This is a genomic window from Fictibacillus phosphorivorans (assembly GCF_001629705.1).
Taxonomy (GTDB): Bacteria; Bacillota; Bacilli; order Bacillales; family Fictibacillaceae; genus Fictibacillus; species Fictibacillus phosphorivorans_A.
Genome location: NZ_CP015378.1, coordinates 1899448 through 1921025, shown reverse-complemented (window position 1 = coordinate 1921025; position 21578 = coordinate 1899448). Strand labels below are relative to the sequence as shown.

Below are 21578 nucleotides of genomic sequence, written 5' to 3'. Positions count from 1 at the left end.
TCCCCCTTATGTTTATCAACTGAAATATTCGAAACTTTCTTTCTTTAGTTTAGGTTTTATAATTAATCGAAACAATATATAATTTAGATTAAAACGATCTCAAAATGAGAATGATTGGTTGTGACAAGCATGGAATTCAGACAATTACAGTATTTTATTGAAGTTGCAGAACGAGAACATGTTTCAGAAGCAGCGATTGCGTTGCATGTTGCACAATCTGCAGTCAGCCGTCAGATCGCAAACTTAGAAGCAGAACTTGGCGTTGACTTATTTGAAAGAGAAGGTCGGAATATTAAGCTCTCTCCTGTTGGTAAGCTGTTCTTGACACATGCAAAAACAGCTATGAAAGCAATCGATCATGCAAGAAAACAAATTGATGAATACTTAGATCCTGAAAGAGGTACGATTAAAATCGGGTTTCCTACTAGTCTGGCAGGTCATCTTTTGCCTACGGTCGTGTCAGCTTTTAAGCGCGAACATCCCAATATTGCCTTTCACTTAAGGCAAGGTTCCTATCGATTTCTTACAGAAAGCGTAAAAAGCGGTGATATAGATCTCGCTTTTTTAGGACCTGTTCCTACTAATGATCCTGATTTAGAAGGACATATCCTTTTCACTGAAAAAATATCAGCACTACTACCTGAACAACATTTGTTAGCAGAAAAAAGAAGTTTATTATTGAGTGATTTAAGAAATGATGAATTCGTTCTATTTCCAGATGGGTATATTTTACGAGATGTAGTAGTTAACGCTTGCAAAGAATCAGGCTTCGTTCCTAAGATTGCTTGTGAAGGTGAAGATCTAGATGCGATTAAAGGGCTAGTAACGGCTAGTATGGGTGTTACCCTTTTACCCGATAGTTCCTTTTATGAAACGAAGCCACGTTATACAGTAAAAATACCGATAGAGATACCAGATGTTAAACGCACAGTGGGAATCATTACCCCTAGAAGTCGTGAACTTGCACCTGCCGAACAAGTTTTCTTTGAATTTGTGATTAAGTTTTTCTCCGTACTTGAGCAATATCAATAATTTTATGTGAATTAGAAGAAGCTTGGCATCTATGCCAAGCTTCTTCTAATACAAAGTTAATTATGGTCAACTTGCAACATGTGACTGACTGTTTTCTTTTCTTACGTTTCGAATATTAATCCGGATAAGGAGTGAGATGGCAAGTGCTACTACAAATGCACCTGTAAAGATATAAAGCGTTAATGAATAACTATTCGTTGTTTCGCGTATCCATGAAACAACTAAAGGACCGACTAGTCCAGCGGCAGCCCATGCAGTTAAAATGTATCCATGAATAGCTCCAAGTTGCTTCGTACCAAATAAATCTCCTATATAGGCAGGTATAGAAGCAAATCCACCTCCATAGCAGGTAAGTATTAAATAGATAAGCAACTGAAAGAAAAAAGCATTCGTAACATTCGGTAAAAGTACGAATGCCACTGTTTGTATTGCGAAAAACGTAGTGTATACATTTGGACGACCGATATAATCAGAAATCGATGCCCAACCGATTCTTCCAAAACCGTTAAATAACCCCATGATACCGACCATCGTAGCTGCTGAAGCAGCACTCAGACCTGCAATATCTTGTGCCATTGGAGATGCTACCGAAATAATGGCGATCCCGCAAGTAACATTGATGAACAACATCGCCCATAAAGCCCAAAAACGAATCGTTTTAACCGCTTCGTTGGCAGTTAACTGGGCAAGATCTTTTGTTTGACTCTCATCTTTCTTACTTTTTTCATTCATACCTTTTGGCTGCCAGTTCTTTGGAGGTGGTGTAAGATATAAGGAAGAAAGAAACATGATCGTAAAATAAACGGCGCCTAATACGTAAAAAGTATTTGAAATTCCTATACCTGCTATCAGTCTCGCAATAACAGGACTTGCGATAAGTGACGCAAATCCAAATCCCATTATAGCAAGACCTGTCGCTAATCCTCTTCGATCAGGAAACCATTTTACAAGGGAAGAGACCGGAGTGATGTAGCCAATTCCTAGTCCGATCCCACCTAATGCACCGTAAAAAAAATAAAGCAGATAAATAGAACCTAATTGATCAGCGAACCCTGAGCCTAACAATCCCGCCCCAAAACATACTGAGGCTATGATGCCAGATTTTCGAGGTCCATACCGTTCAACAAAATGCCCCATAAAAGCAGCAGATAAACCTAAAAACAAGATTGCGATACTAAACGTTAGAGAGATTTCACTTAGCCCCCAATTGTGTTCTTCCCGGAGAGGGTTTGTAAATACACTCCATGAATAGACAGACCCAATTGATATATGAATACCTACAGCAGCTGCAGCAATCAGCCAGCGGTTTTTCACCTTTTTAGCCATCCTGTTTACTCCTCTACTTTTATACTTTTATTACTCTAATGTTTTTTCCTTGCTCTGTTTTACGCGGTCTCTAGGTGAGTCTCCTGTCGTCTTTTCATAGTGTTCTGTTTCTTGGCCCATGCCTTTTAGGAACTGCATCAGTATGGTAACGGCTTTATTGATCTCTGGATCTTTTAACGAACGGACGATATCAAAGTAACTCGTTTTTTCATCTGTATCTTTATGTTCAGCTACTCTGGCGATCCCTGCATCTATTTTTAGTAGAAATGGTTCAAGTTGCTTCACGTTGATCATTCCAAGTGTTCCTAGGAGCAAGAGTAGATTTTTTAATGTGTTGGTGTTATCAGGTTTGTCCATCGCTTTCACAGCAATATCCATTACCTTATCCCCTTGTCCGAACAATCCATTCAATAGAGGTAGAATCCCTTTTTCGTTCATATGGTTTAAGATTTCGAGTGTTTGTAAGATCGCCGACTTATTCTGAATAAGTGCATCTTCTACCTCTCTTAGGTCATTAGATCGTTTTTCTTCTGCTGAAATCGTTTGTTTTTGAACGTTTTTAATCGCCTTAGCCATGTTGATTCCGCCCCTTTTTCACAGCATCACCTGGAAAGATATAATCTTCTCTTGCCCACTTCTTTTCTACTTGAACTCCTATTTGAGGTTGTGGATTGCCGTACCTGAAGTTTGTTCTTGGCAAAGGATTCACACCATCCTCCATCAAAATCTCAAGCTTTGCACGTGTCTCTTTGTATGCAGGTGTATCTGTATCTTTGTCAGAATAGCTGCTTGTAAGTAGATTTATAGCTGCTTCTCCGCTATCGTTCATAGGGAGGTAGACTTCTTTGCCTTTTACACGGTCCGTTACTAAACAATGAACTTTTACATTTCCATAAGGTGAAGATAATCTTACTAGTGTCCCATCCTTTATTCCTCGTTCTTCAGCTAGTTCAGGAGATATCTCAAGAAAAGTGTTAGGCGTTTTAGATGTAATCCCTTCTGATTGATACGTCATGTTTCCCTCGTGAAAATGTTCTAATAGTCTTCCGTTGTTAACATGAATATCGTATTCTTCTCCAAATTCTACAGGCTCTGTCCAGTTTACTGGAAATAGCCGCGCTTTCTTATCGTCAAAAGGAAATCCATCTTTAAAAAGGATTGGAGTATCTGTTCCGTCTTCAGCCACTGGCCACTGTAGACTTTTGTACCCTTCTAACCGTTCATAGGATACTCCGGCAAATAGTGGCGCTAGTTGTGCTGCTTCTTCCATTATGTCACTCGGATGTTTGTAATCCCATCCAGCTCCAAGTCGATTCGCGATATCACGGATTATCTCCCAATCTGGTTTAGAATCTCCTAATGGTTCTAATACCTGATATAACCTTTGTATTCTTCTCTCTGTGTTAGTGAATGTACCTTCTTTTTCTAGACTTGGACTTGCTGGTAAAACAACGTCAGCAAACTGAGCGGTTCTTGTAAGGAAAAGATCTTGTACCACAAAAAAGTCTAGTTTTTCATAAGCTGCATGAACATGGTTTATGTTTGAGTCGACGATTCCCATGTCTTCTCCTTTTAAATACATCGCTTTTACATGGCCATCATGAATACCTTGGACCATTTCATGATTGTTAAGACCCGGTTCTTCTGGAATTTTTACATCCCACGCTTTTTCGTATTTCTCTCTAACCTTTTTATCGGCAACTTTCTCATACGAAGGTAAGCGGTCTGGCATGCTACCAAAATCACTTGCGCCTTGAACATTGTTGTGTCCTCGTAACGGGTATGAACCTACACCTTCTCGTCCATAGTTTCCTGTCACTAAGAGTAGATTGGATATAGCCGTGCTTGTATCACTTCCTCCCATATGCTGTGTAACGCCCATTGCCCAGAGAACACAGACACTTTTGGATTGTGAAATGGTTTTTGCTAAATGGATAAGTGTATCTTGTGAAAGTCCTGTCACTTTTTCTGCGAACTCTAAAGTGAACGTTTCAAGGTTCTCTGTAAATACATCCAAGCCATTCACATGTTTTTGTAAAAAATCATGATCAGCTAATCCTTCATCTAAAATGTACTTCGTTACTGCAGACAGCCAAACAAGATCTGAACCTGCCCGTGGCTGAATGAATAGATCGGCACGTTCAGCCATCTCATGTTTTCTAAGATCAGCGACGATTAGTTTTTGGTTGTGTAATTTATGTGATCGCTTAACACGCGTTGCTAAGACGGGATGAGATTCTGATGTGTTTGAGCCGATCACGATTACCAGCTCTGATTTTTCAATATCTTTTATAGATCCTGAATCACCACCATGTCCTACAGTTCGAAATAATCCCATAGTGGCTGGAGTTTGACAATAACGCGAACAATTATCAATATTATTTGTACCGATAACACCACGTGCTAATTTTTGCATCAGATAGGATTCTTCATTCGTGCACTTAGATGAGCTGATAAACGTGAGCGCTTGAGCGCCATTCTTATCCTTGATCTCTGTAAATTTTGAAGCAATTAAGTTATATGCTTCGTCCCAAGAAGCTTCTCTAAATACATCTCCTTCACGAATCAGAGGTTTCGTTAACCGTTCCTCACTGTTCACAAAGTCCCAACCGAATTTACCTTTAATGCATGTTGAAATCCCGTTTGCAGGTGCTTCAATCTGCGGATCTACTTTTAAGATTTCTCTGCCCTTTGTCCAGACATCAAAACTACAACCCACACCGCAGTAAGTGCACACGGTCTTTGTTTTTTTAATTCGTTGTTCTCTCATCGCGGCTTCCATATCTGATATAGCAAGTATGGAGCCGTATCCCGTCTCCACACCTTTCGTGATCTCGATCATCGGGCGGAGTGTTTCGCGATTGATCCCAGTCATGTATCCTGCTTCGCCTTCCATTCCTTTTTCCATCATGGCGTTGCAAGGACAAACTGTAGAACAGTGCCCACATGATACACAAGAAGATTCATTGATTGGTACATCTTTGTCCCAGATCACTCTTGGTCTTTCTCTTTCCCAATCGATTGTAAGAGTCTCTGTCACTTGAACATCTTGACATGCTTCTACACATCGCCCACACAATATACATTGATCAGGGTCATACCTATAAAAGGGGTTAGAATCGTCGACTTCATATGGTTTGTGTTCAAAAGGAATGCTTTGGTGGTTGATCTTCATTTCTTTTACTGTGTTATGTACCTCACAACCGCCGTTGTTATAATCACAAACCGTACAATACAACTCATGATTAAAAAGGATTCGATCCATTCCGATGACTTGAGCTTCACGTACCTCATCAGAATTTGTATCAATGATATCTCCTTTATTTATCTTCGTTGAACATGCTCTAACAAATTCTCCATTCACTTTAACGATACACGTATCACATGTTTCAATCGGTCCTAGGCTTGGATGATAACAAACATGGGGAACTTGATCTGATGAACCATCTAACATATTTAGTACCGTTTCTCCTTGAGTAGCTTTTCTTTCTGTTCCGTTTAGTTTCACCGTAAAATCTTCCAAATGATAACACCCTTTCCTGAAGGTTACACACAAAATATTCTGACATCTCAAACAACCGTTTCCCTAATCGTTATTTCCTTAAACAAATGTTATTTATTCATTTGTTTACAAACAAAAAGACACTCTTCGTGAGTGCCTTTCTCAGTTAGTCATCTAAATCAATCTCTATCAGATCATAGGAAGTAAAAATCCCTAAAGGTTTTTCGTTCTCACTTCCATTTAATGTGATGATGATCGCCTCAAGCTTTTTTCCTTCTTTATGAATATTTTCGAAGATTTCCTCTGCTTTAAAAATACTTGAAGTTTTTGAAATAAATGCTACCAGTTGTTTTTGTTCATTGTCTGCAATATCCGAAATTCTTGCATTATTAAGATCGATCACTTGATCAGCAAGCCTGTCAGTCAACCAATTCAATAAGTATGTAGCCGTTAGAAGCCAAAGGTACTCTCCTTTTTCGTTATAGATAGGAAAACGTGAATACGATGTTTTTCGAATACAGCTTAAAACATCTTCCAACCGGTCACTTTCTTTAAAATGATGTACCTTTTTGGTTGCAATGTTAAGCGCTGTTTCAGGTTTCATGAAATAACCCGCTATTTTTTCTATTCTCTCTACGATCTCTAGATGAGGTTCAGCAATGTAAAAATCATGATCTACCTTCTCATGAACAATAGCATTTCTTAGTTTTGCAAACTGACCGAGCTCATTATAAAAAGATCGGATAAGTGAATGCTTTTTCATTCCTGTTTCCACTAGGTTTTTAAACCGATCATCTTTCGTATCTTTTACTTTGTCAATTAAGCATTTGTGAATCTGATTAAAAGCAATTTCAAAGCGTTCAGAAAGACTATTTTCTGTATTAGATTTGATATGAGTGACGGTCATGATCAATCTCTCCTTCTCTCTTGCAATACTCTTTAAGTACCCAATTTTTTAACAACTTCAAACTAAAACTTCTACTGAGTTTAATGATTTTAAGCAAATAAAAACGAACCCAAAATGGATTCGTTTGTAAAATTATTCACTTTCAGGGAATCGAGGTAACGGGTCGTTAAACTTACCCCAATCTTCGTTATTCATTTCAGAGTCGGTTAATAAGCAATGATCTAACTGTTCTACTAATTGTTCTTTGTTGTAATCAATTCCTATAAACACTAGTTCGGTAATACGATCTCCGAATTCATCATCCCAATTTGGATTTTGACTCTTTTCTTCCTCTATAATTTCTTCTTGTTCTTCTTTTGGAAGAGCTGCCACCCATTGACCTGCTGGTTGAAAGATGATGCTCGTACCAGCTTGACTGAGCAATATTGCCCAATCATTTCGAGAAGCTACCCAGATAAATCCTTTTGCTCGAACAATTTCAGGTGGCCAATTCTCTAAAAAAGTATAAAGTCTTGCAGGATGTAAAGGTCTTTTCTTTCGGTATACAAATGAAGAAATTCCATATTCATCGGTTTCAGGTATGTGTTCTGTTTCGAGCTCTTTCATCCATCCTGCAGACTCACTTGCTTTTTCGAAATCAAACAGACCAGTTGAGAGAATATCTTTAGGATCGACTTTACCGAATTCAGTTTCAATTAGTTTTGCTTGCGGCTGTAATTTTTTTAAGATTCTTTTTAGTTCTTCTCGGTCGTCTTTCTCTAATAGATCACACTTGTTTAAAACCAATACATCACAAAATTCTATCTGATCGATCAAGAGGTCTACTACCTCTCTTGTATCCGTTTCGTCTAATGCTGCTTTACGATCTAATAAACTTTCGCCAGATGCAAAATCGTTCCAGAATCTGTTTCCATCAACTACGGTTACCATTGTATCCAGCTTGCAATAAGAAGCGAGATCCACGCCTGAATCTTCATCTAAATATGTGAAAGTTTGTGCAACTGGAATAGGCTCGCTTATACCAGTTGATTCGATGAGGATATAATCAATACCACCGTTTTTTACGATTCGTTCTACTTCAATCAATAGATCCTCTCTAAGCGTGCAGCAAATACATCCATTCGTCATTTCAACGAGTTTTTCTTCTGTTCTAGATAACTTTGTCTCATTCTTTATCAAAGTAGCATCAATATTAATCTCACTCATGTCATTAACAATTACAGCTACTTTCAAACCGTCTCTGTTCGTTAATATATGATTCATAAGTGTAGTTTTACCAGCTCCTAAAAATCCACTCAACACGGTTACAGGTACTCTTTTAGTTAGTGTATGTAACATAAATAAATCTCCTTTAAATCGTAATCATTACGATTAGTATCGTAAAACAGTATTTATGTTAAGTCAAGACTTAATTACGTTCAAATGAATTTTCCAAAGAAATGTGTACAAAAAAAGACGTGTTATCTTTACGATACACGCCTTTTTAATAGTGATTCCATTCAATTTTTCCACATTTATTTTCAGGATCGAGTTCAATATCAAAATTATGTTTTTCATAAAAATGAACAAGCCGGTCTACATGTCCCCAGTCTCTCTTGGCTATATCGCCTTTTATTGTGGGGATGTTCTTATCTGAAGCTGTTTCTTTTAAATAATGCATACAGATTGAGCCGTAACCTTTATTTGCTGGTCCTTTAATATCACCAATATGAATCGTATTTTTATCTTCATACACAGCATCTATTGAAAAATCCCAGCCGTCATATCTGGATTCACAATCATTAATCATAATCTTACATTGATCCAATTCTTCAGATTTATAAACAATCACAAGGTTGTCATCTTTTGTTTGATCAACACCGATCACATCATAATTTTTAGCGATTTGCTTCATATCGTTCTGCATCCGCAATAATTGAAATTCAAGCTCATTACGATCTATTTTTGTTTCTCTATCTTGTTCTTGTCCAAGCAATAACATTTTATCTCTCCCCTACAACAAGCTGAAACACACAGTTTCTCATTGTACTAGAGGTGAATAGATATTTCAAATGTATTTTATTACCACTCAGGCTTGATTAGATAAAAATCTGTTTGTCTGCCTGTGAAAAATTGCATCTTACCTTCTTTAAAACAAACCGTCTCTTCTAGATAGATCGGAACAGCTTTGTTCCATTCAGGGATGAAATGTCTAATGTTAAATTCTAGTGCATAGCACGTGTTATTCTCCATCCTTAACTCTCCCCGAATTGGAATATATTCTTGTTTATCATACAGTCCGATAATTGGTCCTGCTCCATGACAAAAATAGCCTATAGGATGTGAGTAAAGCATAGCATCCATTTGATTTTGTTCTGCCTTAGTAAGTACATTTAAAAAGATTTCATTCCCCGACATTCCTTCTTTACTTTCTTTAAAAAAGAGATCTTCGAATTCATTTGCCGTATTTAATGCATTTCTTAGCCCTTTAGGAGGTTCTATTTCATTCTCTTTAAGAACATAAGCTAATTGTTGTGTATCTGTGCAAAGACCAAGATATTCAATTCCAAAGTCCAGATGGATGATATCTCCTGGAAGTATAACACCTTCCAATCTGTCTGAAGATCCATCTTGCCTTTGGATATCAACTGTGGGATAAAAAGATGTTTTCAACCCTAAATCTGTTACGTGTTGTCTAATCCATCTAACTAAATCCTGCGTTGAGGTTTTATGAGGTATAACGAGTTCGTTCGTAAATGTCTGTTTTACGATTTCTTTTGTAATGCCTTCTAATTTTCTATACCAATGAAGTTCAGACTCGGTTCTTGTTTGAAGCCAATCGATCGCAATGTTTTCAGAGGAAACCAGTTTTTCAGCATGCTGTGTTCCTAAGACTTTTTGTAATTTCTCATAATTAGAATGACTTAATCCATCGCAAAAAGCATAATGCAAAGAAGAATTAACTGCTATGGATTCAGGATTGAATTTTTCTATTAACCTCATCAATCCATCAAAAGGATCTTCATTAACTTGTAATGGATAGCATGAGTAAAAAGGTTCGAAAGTTTTATTAGAAGAAATAACATATCGATTAATTTTGTCAGAGTGGTTTTCTTTAACAAATGCAAAAATCGTTAATCGCCTTGAACTATCGATCGCTGAAGGAAAGAAAGTCTTCCCAATTGGGTCTTCATTATATTCCTTGCCAATCGTTATCCACATTTCAACGTTATGCTTCTTCATTAACAAAGGCAATAATTGCTCTAGCCTTTCAAAAAGCCACTGATCCATAATCTTTTCTTGTTCTAACAATGATAGAATTTGAACTGTATTTTTTTCTGTATGTAATGTCACTATAATCTCTCCTTGTTCTGCTATATGCTTATCTTTCTCCTTTTAATGTTTAAAGTCCTTCGAGGTCTTGTTTCATTTTTTTTTGCATATGAATAAAAGGACAACGTGTACAAGGAGATGCACTCATCGTATGAATATATTTCTTAGAGGAGTATTGTTGCTTGCTGCTGCTGCATTAGTTGGCGAAAGCTTAGAATTCATTGTGAACATGGTGCTAGCTAGAGAATTAGGTGAATTAGGACTCGGTCATTATATGTCGATCTTTCCAACTGTCATCTTGATTATTATTATCGCGAGTTTGGAATTACCGATTTCCATCTCAAAATTCGTTGCAGAAAAAGAAGAGAAACAACACTTTAGCATGCTGAAACATGCTACAAAGATGACGATATTGTTGACTGTCGCAATGGTTGTACTTGCTTTAGTGATCTTGCCTTTTATACCTGTTTTCAATAGTTATCACCCGCTGGTGAGATGGCTTATGGTCCTATTAATCCCTCTGATTTCCCTAACATCAATAGCTAGAGGTTTTTTTATGGGCAAACAGCAGATGGGTAAGCTGGCGTTCTCAAACTTGTTTCGAAAATTGGCTCAGCTCATCTTATTGACTGGCATTTATCAGTTGTTTTCTTTTGATAACGAAACGGCAATCCTTATAGCATTAGCAACTTTTGTAGGTAGTGAACTTGTCGTTTTTGTCTATTTATTCACAGCCTATTTGATTCAATACAAAAGAATGCAAACTCATAATAATGAACATCTCTCCTCAAATGAAGTAACTAGAAGTCTTATGGCCGTAACGATTCCGACTACAGGCTTACGACTGTTTCATGCTGTAACAAACGCTATACAACCATTTCTAATCAAATATTCATTGTCTCTTGCAGGCTTTTCAGGAGTTGCGGCAACGGAAGAGTTTGGTTTATTAGCAGGTGTAGCAATCACTATCGGATTCTTTCCTGCGTTTATTGCACATTCTCTTTTGGTCGTATTGATCCCCACTGTTTCAGAAGCTACGGCTAAAAAAGACGTAGAAAAATTAAAAAGCCTTCTTATTCGCGTAATGGGTATAACTGCATTATACGGGTTTCCAGCCGTTGCTATCTTTTTAATGTTTTCAGATAAACTTACCTTAATGTTCTTCCATTCACAATCTGCCGCCACGTATTTAGAATTATTGTGGCCAAGTTTTTTGTTTACTTTTTTCTTGATCCCTCTTCAAGCATATCTGATCGGACTTGGCTTAATAACAACTGCATTTGTTCAATCGGTCTGGTCAACAACACTATCTTTTGTTCTTATGTACATGTTAGGTTCTCACCCATCGTTAGGAATGCACGGTATCATCATTGGAATGAACGCGGGTTCCGTCCTATTGATGCTTCTTCATTACTTCTCTGTGTGTAAAGCGATCGGAATCAACACATGGTTGAGTGCAAGAAATAACTATCAAGATTAAAAAAAGCGCTTAGGCAGGATATTTCCCGCTCAAGCGCTTTTACGTTATCTACACATTGGCTGATGTTGTTTGGGCTAAGAAAGCCTGAACTCCGTACTTTGTTTGTTCTTGTTTCTTGAATACCCATTGTGAAGGAATTCGAGATCGAAGAAAATCAAGCTGTTCATCTGAGAGGTTCATGTCGATGCCTGATTCATTCATTATAAAGTCATCGTTCTCTTTTAGCTTATATTTGCTTTGAATCAAGTTCATCAATCCTCTGATCGTAATAAACTTATAGGTATAGCCCGTCGTAATTGCAGAAACAACCGTTTCCCAGTTCTGTTCTGCAAATTCGAAAAAATAAGTCCAGCTTGACTCTTCTTTACCAACATGACGAAGTGCTTCGAAATTTTTCGTTCTGATCACTTCTAACAATCGTTCTCCAGAAACACCGCCAGCTATAGCTGATTCTAACAACAAGCCCACAGGCATCGATAACTTAACCATTCTTTACTCTCCTCTAAATCCTATTTCATTGCTACTTCTCCATTTCTTTTTGTAGCAAGTCTCCAAATAATGAATAACAAAAGTAAAATCGCTAACGTAAAACTCGTATAGGTGAGAACATCGATCTCTCCCTTATGCCTAACCCCTATTCCGACATACGCCCAAACAAAGACGAGTGGATAAATAACATCCTTGTTTAAAAGGGTAAAAAAGATTGCTAATCCTGTGCCTACTAGTAACATGATCACAGTCCAAGTAACAGAAGAGAGTGCAAAACCATTCCATCCGCTATATTTCAAAACAACCGCGGTATTCACGATCGTTGCCACACTGATCCATCCGAGATAGACCGAGAACGGAAGTCGAACGAAGGGAGATTTGTTATCTTGATTTTGAATTTTCGTATAGATCATAATGAGTGACAATAAGAGCCCAATCATCACCAACCAAGATAAACCGAGAAATTCATAATGCCAAACAAATATCCACGTACAATTTAAGATACAGTTCAAAACAAACCATAAGCCGATGTTTTCATACACGGGCTTATCTCTATTCTGAGGAAGCACTTGAACTATTACCCATATTGTTAACAGTAAATAGATAAGTCCCCATATGGAAAACACATAACCTGCCGGCGTGATTAACACATTGTACTTTGCAGATAATTCCCCTGTTGTCTGTCCATTCAAAGGTAGTGCATTGGCCAAATAATTAACAAAGATTACTGCTGCGAGTGCTACGATATTCAAAATAGCTCTAAAAGTTGCTGACATCAATTTCCCTCCTTTGGATATATAGTTTCATATATACCCAAATTGGAAGGGAATTATGAGAAAAAGGAAATTTAAACGAAATGGCGTAACCTATCTTAACTACTAAATGCTTGTGTTCCAATATCTGCTTCTCGTTTAAATAATCTGCTGTATACTCCATTATCAGATTTCAGCAACTCATCATGAACTCCATCCTCGATCATGACTCCGTTCTCGATGACAATCACTCGATTTGCTGCTAAGACAGTTGATAGCCTATGCGAAATAATAATGAGCGTTTGTTTTGATTTTCTTTTATTGATCGCTTCATTAACTTGAACTTCTGTGATGGGATCTAAAGCAGAGCTCGCTTCATCAAGGACAAGAACGGCTGCATCTTTTACTAGAGCACGTGCTAATGACAACCTTTGCTTCTGTCCTCCAGATAGCAAACTTCCTCTTTCTCCAACTAGGGTGTTTAGTCCTTCAGGAAGAGTAAGTAAGAATTCTCCAAGTCCACTGTCTGTTAATGCTGATAGTAATTCATCCTCAGTTGCTTCAGGTTTGGCAATTCGCAAATTATCCGCCAAAGAACCATTTCGAAGCTGGACGTCTTGGGAAACGATCGCAACTTGTGAGCGAAGCCACCCTGCATCAACAGTTGATACGTTTTTTCCATCTATAAAAACAGCTCCACTATCTGGTTCATACAAACGCAATAATAAATCAACAACGGTTGATTTCCCAGACCCACTAGGTCCTACAAGTGCTACCGCTTCTCCAGACTTTACAGAAAATGATAAGCCCTTTAATACTTTATCGTCTTTTTCAGGATAACCGAATGCAACATCCCTAAATTCGATTTCTCCTTCAACCTCTTTTGGAATCAATCCTTTTTCTGTTTCAGCACTTGAAACTTCTTGGCCGAGTAAAAGTTCAGAGCGATCTAACGCAGGGCCAGTTCTTCTTACGGAAAGCCAGTTTCTTAACATTCGTTGCATCTCATTTGCAGCGATTGCCACGAGACCAGCTGCAGTTAGCATCTGACCAGCCGTTAATTGGTCGTTCCAGATCAAATATGCGCTTAATCCATAAACGACAGCTAATGCAAGACCGTTATAGCTCCCGATTACTACAATTGATTGCATCCTAGCTTTTAATTCCTGTCGAGATTCTTTAATGAATGATTTTCTAATTTCAGCTACACTTGAAACCTCTCCATCAGAAACCCCTAATACCCTAGAAAGATGGATACCCGTGACAGACTCACGAAGTCTCTCAAGATATCGAGATGCTTCTTTTCTTGCATTCGCTGAAGATTGTCGTGTACGCTGACCAACTGCATTTGACGTTAGATAGAAGATAATACCTAACACAACACTCGTTATCATTAAATAAGGATGAATCCAAAGAAGGACGATGCTGTATAAAATAACACCTTGTACAGAGGCCATAAAGGTCGATCCTTCCCATGCAAGGAAGTTGTGAAGTGTATCTGGATCATCAGAAACACGAGCCATCATTTCACCAGATTGGTTGTTTTGATAAAACGAAAAAGGTAAATTTTGAAGATGTTTAAACAGTCTTAATTTTTGCCAGTTTGTTACGGTCTTTGCGACTTGATGACAAAAATATTCATCTATAACCATTAGAATCAAGTCAGCAACAGCAGCAAAGATCAACAGCCACATCAACCCCCATAGAAGTTGATTGGACTCACCAGGTAAAATGGAATCAACAAGCCAACCTAGTGCAAGTGTCGGAATCAGTGCAGAAAACACTTGAGAAACGGCAATAACAAACGCATCTGCAAATACCCATTTTTTATGAGGCTTTAAAAAGGCTAGAACGCGTCTGCCGTCTCGATTTTTATGTTTCAATGCTGTCTGGCTCATATCGCTCTCTCCTTTTCCAATTCACTGTACTGCGCCATATAGAGTTCGTAGTACTGCCCTCGCGCTGCCAAAAGTTCTTCGTGCGTACCTGATTCAGCTACAACACCCTTGTCTAAGAGTACGATTTTATCTGCATCCCTAACCGTGATCAGCCGGTGAGCTATCGTGATCGTCGTTCTGCCTGGAATGAGCTCTTCAAGGGCGGATTGCACACGTTCTTCTGTCTCCCCATCCAGGGAAGAAGTTGCTTCATCAAAGATTAAAAGAGCAGGATGTCGAAGAATTGCTCTTGCAAGTGCGACACGTTGTCTTTGTCCACCCGAAAGTTTAAGCCCCCGTTCCCCAACGATTGTTTCGTAACCTTCTGGCAAAGCAGCGACAAAATCTGTAAGTCCTGAAGCATCACATGCTGCATCTAAATCGGCTTGAGTTGCATCTTTTCTTCCATATAATAAGTTCATCCGCAGTGTATTGTTTAAAAGAAACGTTTCCTGAGAGACGACTCCTACCTGCTGACGAAAAGAATTTCTATTATACTCAAACAAGTTTTGTTGGTCGATTTCAATAGTGCCTGCCTCAGGTTCATAAAGTCCGAGAAGCAATTGGATGAGTGTAGATTTACCGCCGCCGCTAGTACCGACAATACCAATGTGTTGGCCTGCCTTCATATTCAATGATACACCTTTTAATACAAATTCTTCGTTGCCAGGATAACGAAACCATAGATTGTCAACATCAATATCACCACGAATTGGCTCCATGTTCGGAAGATTATCCTCATGTTCTTGTGGTAAGTCAAAATATTCATAGATTCTCTGAAGAGCCGGTATAGCTTGTTGTATGATCAATGCATTCTCAGCTAGTGATCGAATAGGAAAAAACATCGTAGGAATAAACCCTAAACATGCAACAAGGGTTCCGACAGAAATCGTATTATTCCAAACGGCTATTCCCCCAACTAACATTACAACACCTGGAGTAGCGATATTAAATAGATTACCAAGACGCCAGTTTACTTTTCCGATTAAAGCAGCACGTATGGAATAATTCTTCCAATCTGTAAGTTTTTTATCTTGTGTATGTATTTCTCTTTCTTGTGTTTGGAAAGTACGAACTAGTCTTGTTGATTCAATGCTTTCTTGAAGGTGATGATAGATATCTGCCCGCATATCCCGTTGAACCGCACTCATCTTTCTCATAGTCGTTCCAAGTTTAAATGATGGATACAGATAGATAGCAAATACACAGAACATCACAATTGCGACTGGCCAATATAGAGCAAATACGGCAATAAAAGCTGCTATTGCACTCACTACTTGTTGTACGAATCGAGGCACGACCGTATTATTTAAGTTCTGGACAGCTTCTACGTCATGTGTAAGTCGATACAGCATATCTCCTCGAGGTGTAGTCGTAAAAAAGGACATCGGTGTTTTATGTAACCTCCCAAATGCACGCATCTGCATATCCGTGATAACATCTAAACCGATCTGAATTTGAATAAATTCTTGTAAGGATTCAAATATCACCTTAAACAAAAAAGAGAACAGAACACCTGCAACGAGCCAACCTATCATATCCGTCATTTCATTGGGCAGGATTTCATCTACTAGCTTTCCTGCTAAAATAGGTGGGATTACGGTAAAGGCACCACCAATCAACGAACAGATAAAAGCTAGAAGAAGCCCCCTCCAATAAGGCTTAAAATGCTTTAATGTTTCTCTCAAAAGCTTCATATTTATTTCCCCCTCTCGCTTTCAAGCACTTTATTTTATACTAAATTCATAAAATTTTCATTATTTTTACTTGTTATTTTTTTGAAATTATAAAAATTCTTTTACAAATTGTAAGTAAAATATGAATCATGTTGACTTAATATACGAATTTCGATCTAGAATACATAAAAAAAGACTTACTAAAGCAACTCATACTTTAATAAGTCTTCTCCTATTGTTTTATTGTAACTCTACACGTTTTAGCGGTTTTTTGGCAGGTCCTTCTACGACTGAACCATCGTATGAAAAGCGTGAGCCGTGGCAGGGACAATCCCATGTTCGATCGCCACTATTCCATTCTGTTTCACACCCGAGATGTGTACAGGTCGTATCAACTATATGAAGCTCTCCACTCGGATCTCGGTAGGCTCCACATCTCTCGCCATCGACAGTCACGGCACATCCTTCATCTTTGTTTAGACTTCTTGGGTGTTTTGAGGGTTTATCTAACTTGCCAGAAACAAAATGTTTTGCGACGTCTGCGTTTTCCTTTATAAACTGTTTAATATCAGATGGATCAGCTTGAAACCTTTGCGGCTTGTAGACTTCAGCATAATCATTATCTCTACCTAGGATATGATCTGTAATAATTAATGCAGCAAGAGTTCCTGTCGTCATTCCCCACTTCTTGTAACCTGTAGCCACTAAAATGTGATCATGCTTATGTGTAAGCTTACCTATGAATGGTATTTTATCGAGTGTAATCAAATCTTGTGCTGACCAACGATAAAGCACTCTTTCTAATTTTAATGATTTTTTTGCTTCTTTTAATAAAGCCTCATAGTGCTGATGTGTAGGAATTCCCTGTCCTGTTTGATGACTTTCTCCACTTAGTAATACAATTTTTTCGCCGTCCTGTAGGATAGAACGATAAGAGAATGAAGTTTGATCAACTCCCATATACATCCCGTTTGGAAAAGTATCTTGTGTTTTAACAGCTAGTACATATGAACGCTCTGCCATCATCCTTGTAAAATAGAAACCTTGCCCGTCAAAAAATGGAAAATGAGTGCAACAAGCAACAAAGTCAGCTGTAATTTTGTGTCCGTTACTTGTCTGCACAACAGCTTTTTTGTCATCCTCTTCAAGAATATCTGTTGCTGTTGTGTTTTCGTAGACCGAAACACCAAGTGATTCCATTTCTTGCAATAACGCCGTTAAATATTTCACAGGATGAAAATGCGCTTGATCTCTCATAACAAGTGCTTTTTTATGAGGTATATTAAAAGGAAGTTTTTCAACTAGTTCACCATCGATCTCTAACTTTTGATAAGCATCAGCTTCTGTCTTAAGTTTTTTGATTCCTTCCTCGGTGTTTGCGTATAGATAGGCGTCGTGTTTTTCAAAGTTACAATGAATATTGTTTTGTTTAACAAGATTTTCTATAAACTTCCTAGCATGTTCATTTGATTCATAATATAGGCGTGCTCGATCTAATCCGATATGTGAAATAAGGTGATCATAGATGACATCATGTTGAGATGTAATCTTTGCCGTTGTATGACCAGTTGTTCCATTGATCACTTTTCCTGCCTCAATCAATGTAACTCTCTTTCCTTCTTTAGCTAAAAGATAAGCGGTTGTGATTCCGCTAATCCCTGCTCCTACTACTACAACCTCCGTTTCATGATCTTTATTTAAAACCGAATATGTAGGTAGTTCTAATTGCGTTCTCCAGATTGGTTCTGGAAACTGCGGCATATTATTTTCATAGTTACTCATAAGATACCTCCTGATTAACACGTTTTCTCACCATTATTCCCCATACCTCGAAAGAACAATCAGTAATAACTGTATTAAAGAAGGCTATTTTCTAAAGGATGTTTTTCAAATAGTTTGAAGCTTTTGGAAGTAGTTGATTTCCGTTCCAGGTTGTTCGCTTTCCACGGGGCAGGCGGTGAGCCACATTCGTACGTTTCACGTATAAGTGTCTCACCTGCCAGCCTGTCCCGTAGGAGTCTCACACCTTCCACTCCAATCAACAGTCAAAGGTGAAAAGGATTTAAAAAAATAATCTTTTAGAAAAGAGCGTTTCTGAAATAGTATTGAGTTTAATGTTTGTTTCTTTTTACTTTTACGCAAAATGGTCTTAGTGTAAGGTTGCCGTTCATACGAGAGGAAAGGACAGTCCTGAAAACGGAGATAGCTTGTTCAAATCCGACAAGTAAAAGTTATTTGGTAAGGAAGGCGTACTTGGATATCTTGATCGTTCAACTTTTGTCCTATAGGTTCTAGCCACTGTAACTAACAGGTGGTGACGTGGTGACTCCTAATGACGCAAAGCGGCAGGAGGCTCACCGTACGGCCCGTGAATGAAAACCAACACTTTAAAAAACAAGATGGTATAAATAAAAAGAAACAGGCTATTAAAAATAACCTGTTTTATCAACTGAATAGATGAATTTAGTTGCTTAACCGCTTTTCAAGTGCATAATCAAAATTCCCGTTATAACTTTCTAGGCTTCCCTCTTCTAACCAAATGGTACGCTCAAATAGTTTGTTCATAAAATAGCGGTCATGGGATACTGATAAGATCGTTCCATCAAACTCCTCTAGTGCAAGTTCTAATGCTTCACGGGAATCAATGTCCAAATGGTTTGTTGGTTCATCCAGAATCAAGAAATTGAATCCTTCATATACAAGCTGTGCAAGTCTCAGTCGTGTTCGTTCTCCTCCGCTTAGTTCATTTCCTTTTTTATAAACAGATGCACCGTAAAACAAAAACTTTGCTAGATGGTGCCGAGCTTCTCCTTCTTCCATCGGTACGTTTTCTCTGAAAATATCAAGTACAGTTTGAGTTGATTCAGCAGTTAGTCCCTTTTGAGAAAGATAACCAATCGACACGGAAGGACCAAGGTTTATCGTACCGCTGTTGTGGTCTAGAGTTTGTAGTGTCTGGAGAAACGTTGATTTTCCTGAACCGTTTTTACCGACGAGAGCTAACTTCTCACCATATCGAATCTGTAGTTCAAGATTACTTAATATTGAACGACCTTCGATTGATTTACTAAGCCTTTTTATTACTGCAACGTCCTGCCCACTTCTCTTGTTTACTGAGAATTCAAATGCCGCTTTTTTCCGTTCAAGTTTAGGGCGTTTCATACTCTGTATTCGATGAAGTGCTTTTTCCATGTTCCTCGCTCTTTTGAAGAACTTTTCATTTCCTGAGCGAGCACCCCAGTCTCTTAGTTGTTTGATCGATTCTTTAATCTTTTTTATCTTCTTTTGTTGTTCTTCATACTTCTCAAATTCTAATAAAAGGTTATTTTCTTTTTCTTTTAGAAAACCTGAATAACTTTGATGATATAAGGTGCATTCACCATCTTCAATATCAATAGTCTTTGATGTCACTTTATCTAAAAAATAGCGATCATGGCTAATAATAATAACAGAACCTTTATATTTTTGAAGATAGCTTTCTAGCCAATTCATCGTTTCGATGTCAAGGTGATTGGTAGGTTCATCTAGGAGTAATAGCTCAGGTTCTTTTAGTAGTAAACAGGCTAGACCGACCTTCGTTTGTTCCCCTCCACTGAGTTGCATAAATGGTTGATGAGAGAGTTGAGTTAGACCTAACCCAGCTAAAACGCCATTTATCTTTGACTCAATCGCATAACCGTCAAGTTCTTCGAATTCTTCTTGCAACCTGTAAAGCCGATTTAAATTTTTCTCTAATCGTTGCGATTGTTCTGGATCACTTAACAAGGTATTAACCTTCTGAATCTCACTTTCAATTTTCTTGATTTCTTGAAACGTTGCAGAAACTACGTCATATACACTCATATTCTCTGAATGCTCAGGAAGTTGTTCCAAATAACCGATCTCTGCATCCTTTCTGATGGCTATAGAACCTGAATCCGGATGGTCAACACCACTTACCAGCTTAAACAGGGTCGTCTTTCCTGAACCATTTTGTCCGACTATACCTACTCGGTCTTGTTCGTGAATTTCAAAAGATATGTTTTTTAGGATCTCGTTTCCGCCATACATTTTCTTAAGTTGATGAACAGTGCATATAATCATTTTCATTTTCTCCTTTTAATCCAATGCCACTGTCCTTTTTTGGATACAAAAAAACCATGAGCAACATACCTGCCCATGGTTAACAATAAAAAAGGATAGGGTAAGGTTACTTTGTGATGTACTTTCATGTTTTAACTGGAAATGGACAGACTCCGCCAATTTTTGAAAATACGTACGTAATTGCACGGAAAACGACCAACCAGTCAAACATTTGTACACCTTTAAGCATGCCTTACACCTCCTTTTAAGAATTTATAAAATATTCTAGTAATAGTATATGGTATTATTACTTAATATGCAATTAGGAATAAAGTTGAGTAAAAAAGAAAGGGTATTTGCTTTTTTTGTCGAAATAGTTTTAAATATTTATATTATTCTGAAAAGGGTGTGTGCTATGAAAGTAAAATCCAACTATCTAACAAAATCTAAAGTAACGTATGTTACAGAGAACATGTCAATCAGCGAAGCGCGATATACCATTATTCAGTCAGGGTATCGCTGCATACCCGTTTTGGATGAATCTGAACAAAAGTTTGTAGGTCTTCTTTTTAAAGAGACTACATCTGATTATATTATCGACAATGTCGGTTCAGTTAAGGATCATGTTAGTAGAATTGTAGAAGAAAAAGACGCGTTTATTCATGAGAATACTGCTTATTTCAAAGTTCTTTTCACAATCAGACGCCTACCTTTTATGGCTGTAGTCGATGATGATCATAACTTCCTTGGAATCATTACTCACTCAAAAGTAATGGATATTCTAGAAGATTCTTATGGTATAAAAAAGGGTGGCTACTCTCTAACCGTTTCTACTACAGAGGGGAAAGGCTCGTTAAGAAAACTATTTACAGCTATCCACGAAGAATACAATATTGAAGGTGTTTTCACACAAGACGCAGGAAAACAATTCCTACGCAGAGTTGTTATCACATTCAATGAAAGTGTTTCTCGTGAAGAAATTGATGAACTTGTTCACCGAGTGGAAGCCAATGGGTTTAAGGTTGCAGACATTGAAGACCTTAGAACATTCTCAAGTGTGCAATAATACAAAAAACGTTCCCTTATGAATACAGGGAACGTTT

Annotated in this window: 16 protein-coding genes; 3 read left to right on the top strand and 13 right to left on the bottom strand. The window is 37.9% G+C overall.

What is annotated here, in order from left to right; all coding sequences use genetic code 11:
- The first annotated feature begins 129 nt into the window (after nt 1-129).
- Nucleotides 130-1032: a glutamate biosynthesis transcriptional regulator GltC gene (locus ABE65_RS09785; protein ID WP_066394166.1), complete on the top strand. Its 903-nt coding sequence runs from the start codon at nt 130-132 to the stop codon at nt 1030-1032.
- 66 nt (nt 1033-1098) lie between these two features.
- Here the strand turns inward: ABE65_RS09785 and ABE65_RS09780 are convergent, their stop codons facing one another.
- The 7 genes from ABE65_RS09780 to ABE65_RS09750 form a co-directional block, all read right to left on the bottom strand.
- Nucleotides 1099-2358 carry an L-lactate MFS transporter gene (locus ABE65_RS09780; protein ID WP_066394163.1) on the bottom strand — a complete coding sequence of 420 codons (1260 nt, stop codon included), beginning with the start codon at nt 2356-2358 and terminating at the stop codon, nt 1099-1101.
- 30 nt (nt 2359-2388) lie between these two features.
- On the bottom strand, nt 2389-2934 hold the full coding sequence (locus ABE65_RS09775) for a helical membrane plugin domain-containing protein (RefSeq protein ID WP_066394160.1): 546 nt from the start codon (nt 2932-2934) through the stop codon (nt 2389-2391).
- Complete coding sequence (gene fdhF, locus ABE65_RS09770) at nt 2927-5881, bottom strand: formate dehydrogenase subunit alpha (RefSeq protein WP_066394157.1); 2955 nt, start codon at nt 5879-5881, stop codon at nt 2927-2929. Before fdhF ends, ABE65_RS09775 begins: the two co-directional genes overlap by 8 nt.
- 145 nt (nt 5882-6026) lie before the next feature.
- Nucleotides 6027-6767, bottom strand: coding sequence for a CBS domain-containing protein (locus ABE65_RS09765; protein WP_066394155.1), 741 nt, complete (start codon nt 6765-6767; stop codon nt 6027-6029).
- A 132-nt stretch (nt 6768-6899) separates the two neighbouring features.
- The gene (locus ABE65_RS09760; RefSeq protein ID WP_066394152.1) at nt 6900-8105 is read right to left on the bottom strand and encodes a GTP-binding protein; all 1206 of its coding nucleotides are present in this window, start codon (nt 8103-8105) and stop codon (nt 6900-6902) included.
- 145 nt (nt 8106-8250) lie between these two features.
- On the bottom strand, nt 8251-8748 hold the full coding sequence (locus ABE65_RS09755; protein ID WP_066394149.1) for a hypothetical protein: 498 nt from the start codon (nt 8746-8748) through the stop codon (nt 8251-8253).
- A gap of 80 nt (nt 8749-8828) precedes the next feature.
- The gene (locus ABE65_RS09750) at nt 8829-10100 is read right to left on the bottom strand and encodes a M24 family metallopeptidase (protein WP_066394147.1); all 1272 of its coding nucleotides are present in this window, start codon (nt 10098-10100) and stop codon (nt 8829-8831) included.
- Between the two features lie 130 nt (nt 10101-10230).
- Between ABE65_RS09750 and ABE65_RS09745 the strand changes: the two genes are divergently transcribed.
- A complete protein-coding gene (locus ABE65_RS09745) occupies nt 10231-11559 on the top strand; it encodes an oligosaccharide flippase family protein (protein WP_066394145.1) in 1329 nt (442 codons plus the stop codon).
- A 48-nt stretch (nt 11560-11607) separates the two neighbouring features.
- On the opposite strand, the gene ABE65_RS09740 is transcribed toward ABE65_RS09745, so the two are convergent.
- The 6 genes from ABE65_RS09740 to abc-f all read right to left on the bottom strand — a co-directional run bounded on the left by ABE65_RS09740 (nt 11608) and on the right by abc-f (nt 20496).
- Nucleotides 11608-12048 carry a hypothetical protein gene (locus tag ABE65_RS09740; protein ID WP_066394142.1) on the bottom strand — a complete coding sequence of 147 codons (441 nt, stop codon included), beginning with the start codon at nt 12046-12048 and terminating at the stop codon, nt 11608-11610.
- A gap of 20 nt (nt 12049-12068) precedes the next feature.
- Entirely contained in the window at nt 12069-12824 is a 756-nt protein-coding gene (locus ABE65_RS09735; RefSeq protein WP_066394141.1) for a TspO/MBR family protein, read from the bottom strand.
- Nucleotides 12825-12919: 95 nt separating this feature from the next.
- Entirely contained in the window at nt 12920-14698 is a 1779-nt protein-coding gene (locus tag ABE65_RS09730; protein ID WP_066394139.1) for an ABC transporter ATP-binding protein, read from the bottom strand.
- A complete protein-coding gene (locus ABE65_RS09725; RefSeq protein WP_066394137.1) occupies nt 14695-16434 on the bottom strand; it encodes an ABC transporter ATP-binding protein in 1740 nt (579 codons plus the stop codon). Before ABE65_RS09725 ends, ABE65_RS09730 begins: the two co-directional genes overlap by 4 nt.
- A gap of 219 nt (nt 16435-16653) precedes the next feature.
- A complete protein-coding gene (locus ABE65_RS09720; protein ID WP_066394134.1) occupies nt 16654-18195 on the bottom strand; it encodes an FAD-dependent oxidoreductase in 1542 nt (513 codons plus the stop codon).
- A gap of 681 nt (nt 18196-18876) precedes the next feature.
- A complete protein-coding gene (gene abc-f, locus ABE65_RS09715) occupies nt 18877-20496 on the bottom strand; it encodes a ribosomal protection-like ABC-F family protein (RefSeq protein ID WP_066394131.1) in 1620 nt (539 codons plus the stop codon).
- A gap of 394 nt (nt 20497-20890) precedes the next feature.
- Here abc-f and cbpA point away from each other — a divergent pair, with 394 nt between their 5' ends.
- Nucleotides 20891-21541: a cyclic di-AMP binding protein CbpA gene (cbpA, locus tag ABE65_RS09710; protein ID WP_066394129.1), complete on the top strand. Its 651-nt coding sequence runs from the start codon at nt 20891-20893 to the stop codon at nt 21539-21541.
- Nucleotides 21542-21578 lie beyond the last annotated feature (37 nt).

Bases quoted from the DNA above. Each gene is read 5' to 3' on its own strand.
- ABE65_RS09760 (WP_066394152.1), bottom strand. From the start codon at position 8,105: ATGTTACATACACTAACTAAAAGAGTACCTGTAACCGTGTTGAGTGGA.
- ABE65_RS09725 (WP_066394137.1), bottom strand. From the start codon at position 16,434: ATGAAGCTTTTGAGAGAAACATTAAAGCATTTTAAGCCTTATTGGAGG.
- ABE65_RS09740 (WP_066394142.1), bottom strand. From the start codon at position 12,048: ATGGTTAAGTTATCGATGCCTGTGGGCTTGTTGTTAGAATCAGCTATA.
- cbpA (WP_066394129.1), top strand. From the start codon at position 20,891: ATGAAAGTAAAATCCAACTATCTAACAAAATCTAAAGTAACGTATGTT.
- ABE65_RS09785 (WP_066394166.1), top strand. From the start codon at position 130: ATGGAATTCAGACAATTACAGTATTTTATTGAAGTTGCAGAACGAGAA.
- ABE65_RS09765 (WP_066394155.1), bottom strand. From the start codon at position 6,767: ATGACCGTCACTCATATCAAATCTAATACAGAAAATAGTCTTTCTGAA.
- ABE65_RS09735 (WP_066394141.1), bottom strand. From the start codon at position 12,824: ATGTCAGCAACTTTTAGAGCTATTTTGAATATCGTAGCACTCGCAGCA.
- ABE65_RS09720 (WP_066394134.1), bottom strand. From the start codon at position 18,195: ATGAGTAACTATGAAAATAATATGCCGCAGTTTCCAGAACCAATCTGG.
- ABE65_RS09780 (WP_066394163.1), bottom strand. From the start codon at position 2,358: ATGGCTAAAAAGGTGAAAAACCGCTGGCTGATTGCTGCAGCTGCTGTA.
- ABE65_RS09730 (WP_066394139.1), bottom strand. From the start codon at position 14,698: ATGAGCCAGACAGCATTGAAACATAAAAATCGAGACGGCAGACGCGTT.
- ABE65_RS09775 (WP_066394160.1), bottom strand. From the start codon at position 2,934: ATGGCTAAGGCGATTAAAAACGTTCAAAAACAAACGATTTCAGCAGAA.
- abc-f (WP_066394131.1), bottom strand. From the start codon at position 20,496: ATGATTATATGCACTGTTCATCAACTTAAGAAAATGTATGGCGGAAAC.
- ABE65_RS09745 (WP_066394145.1), top strand. From the start codon at position 10,231: ATGAATATATTTCTTAGAGGAGTATTGTTGCTTGCTGCTGCTGCATTA.
- ABE65_RS09755 (WP_066394149.1), bottom strand. From the start codon at position 8,748: ATGTTATTGCTTGGACAAGAACAAGATAGAGAAACAAAAATAGATCGT.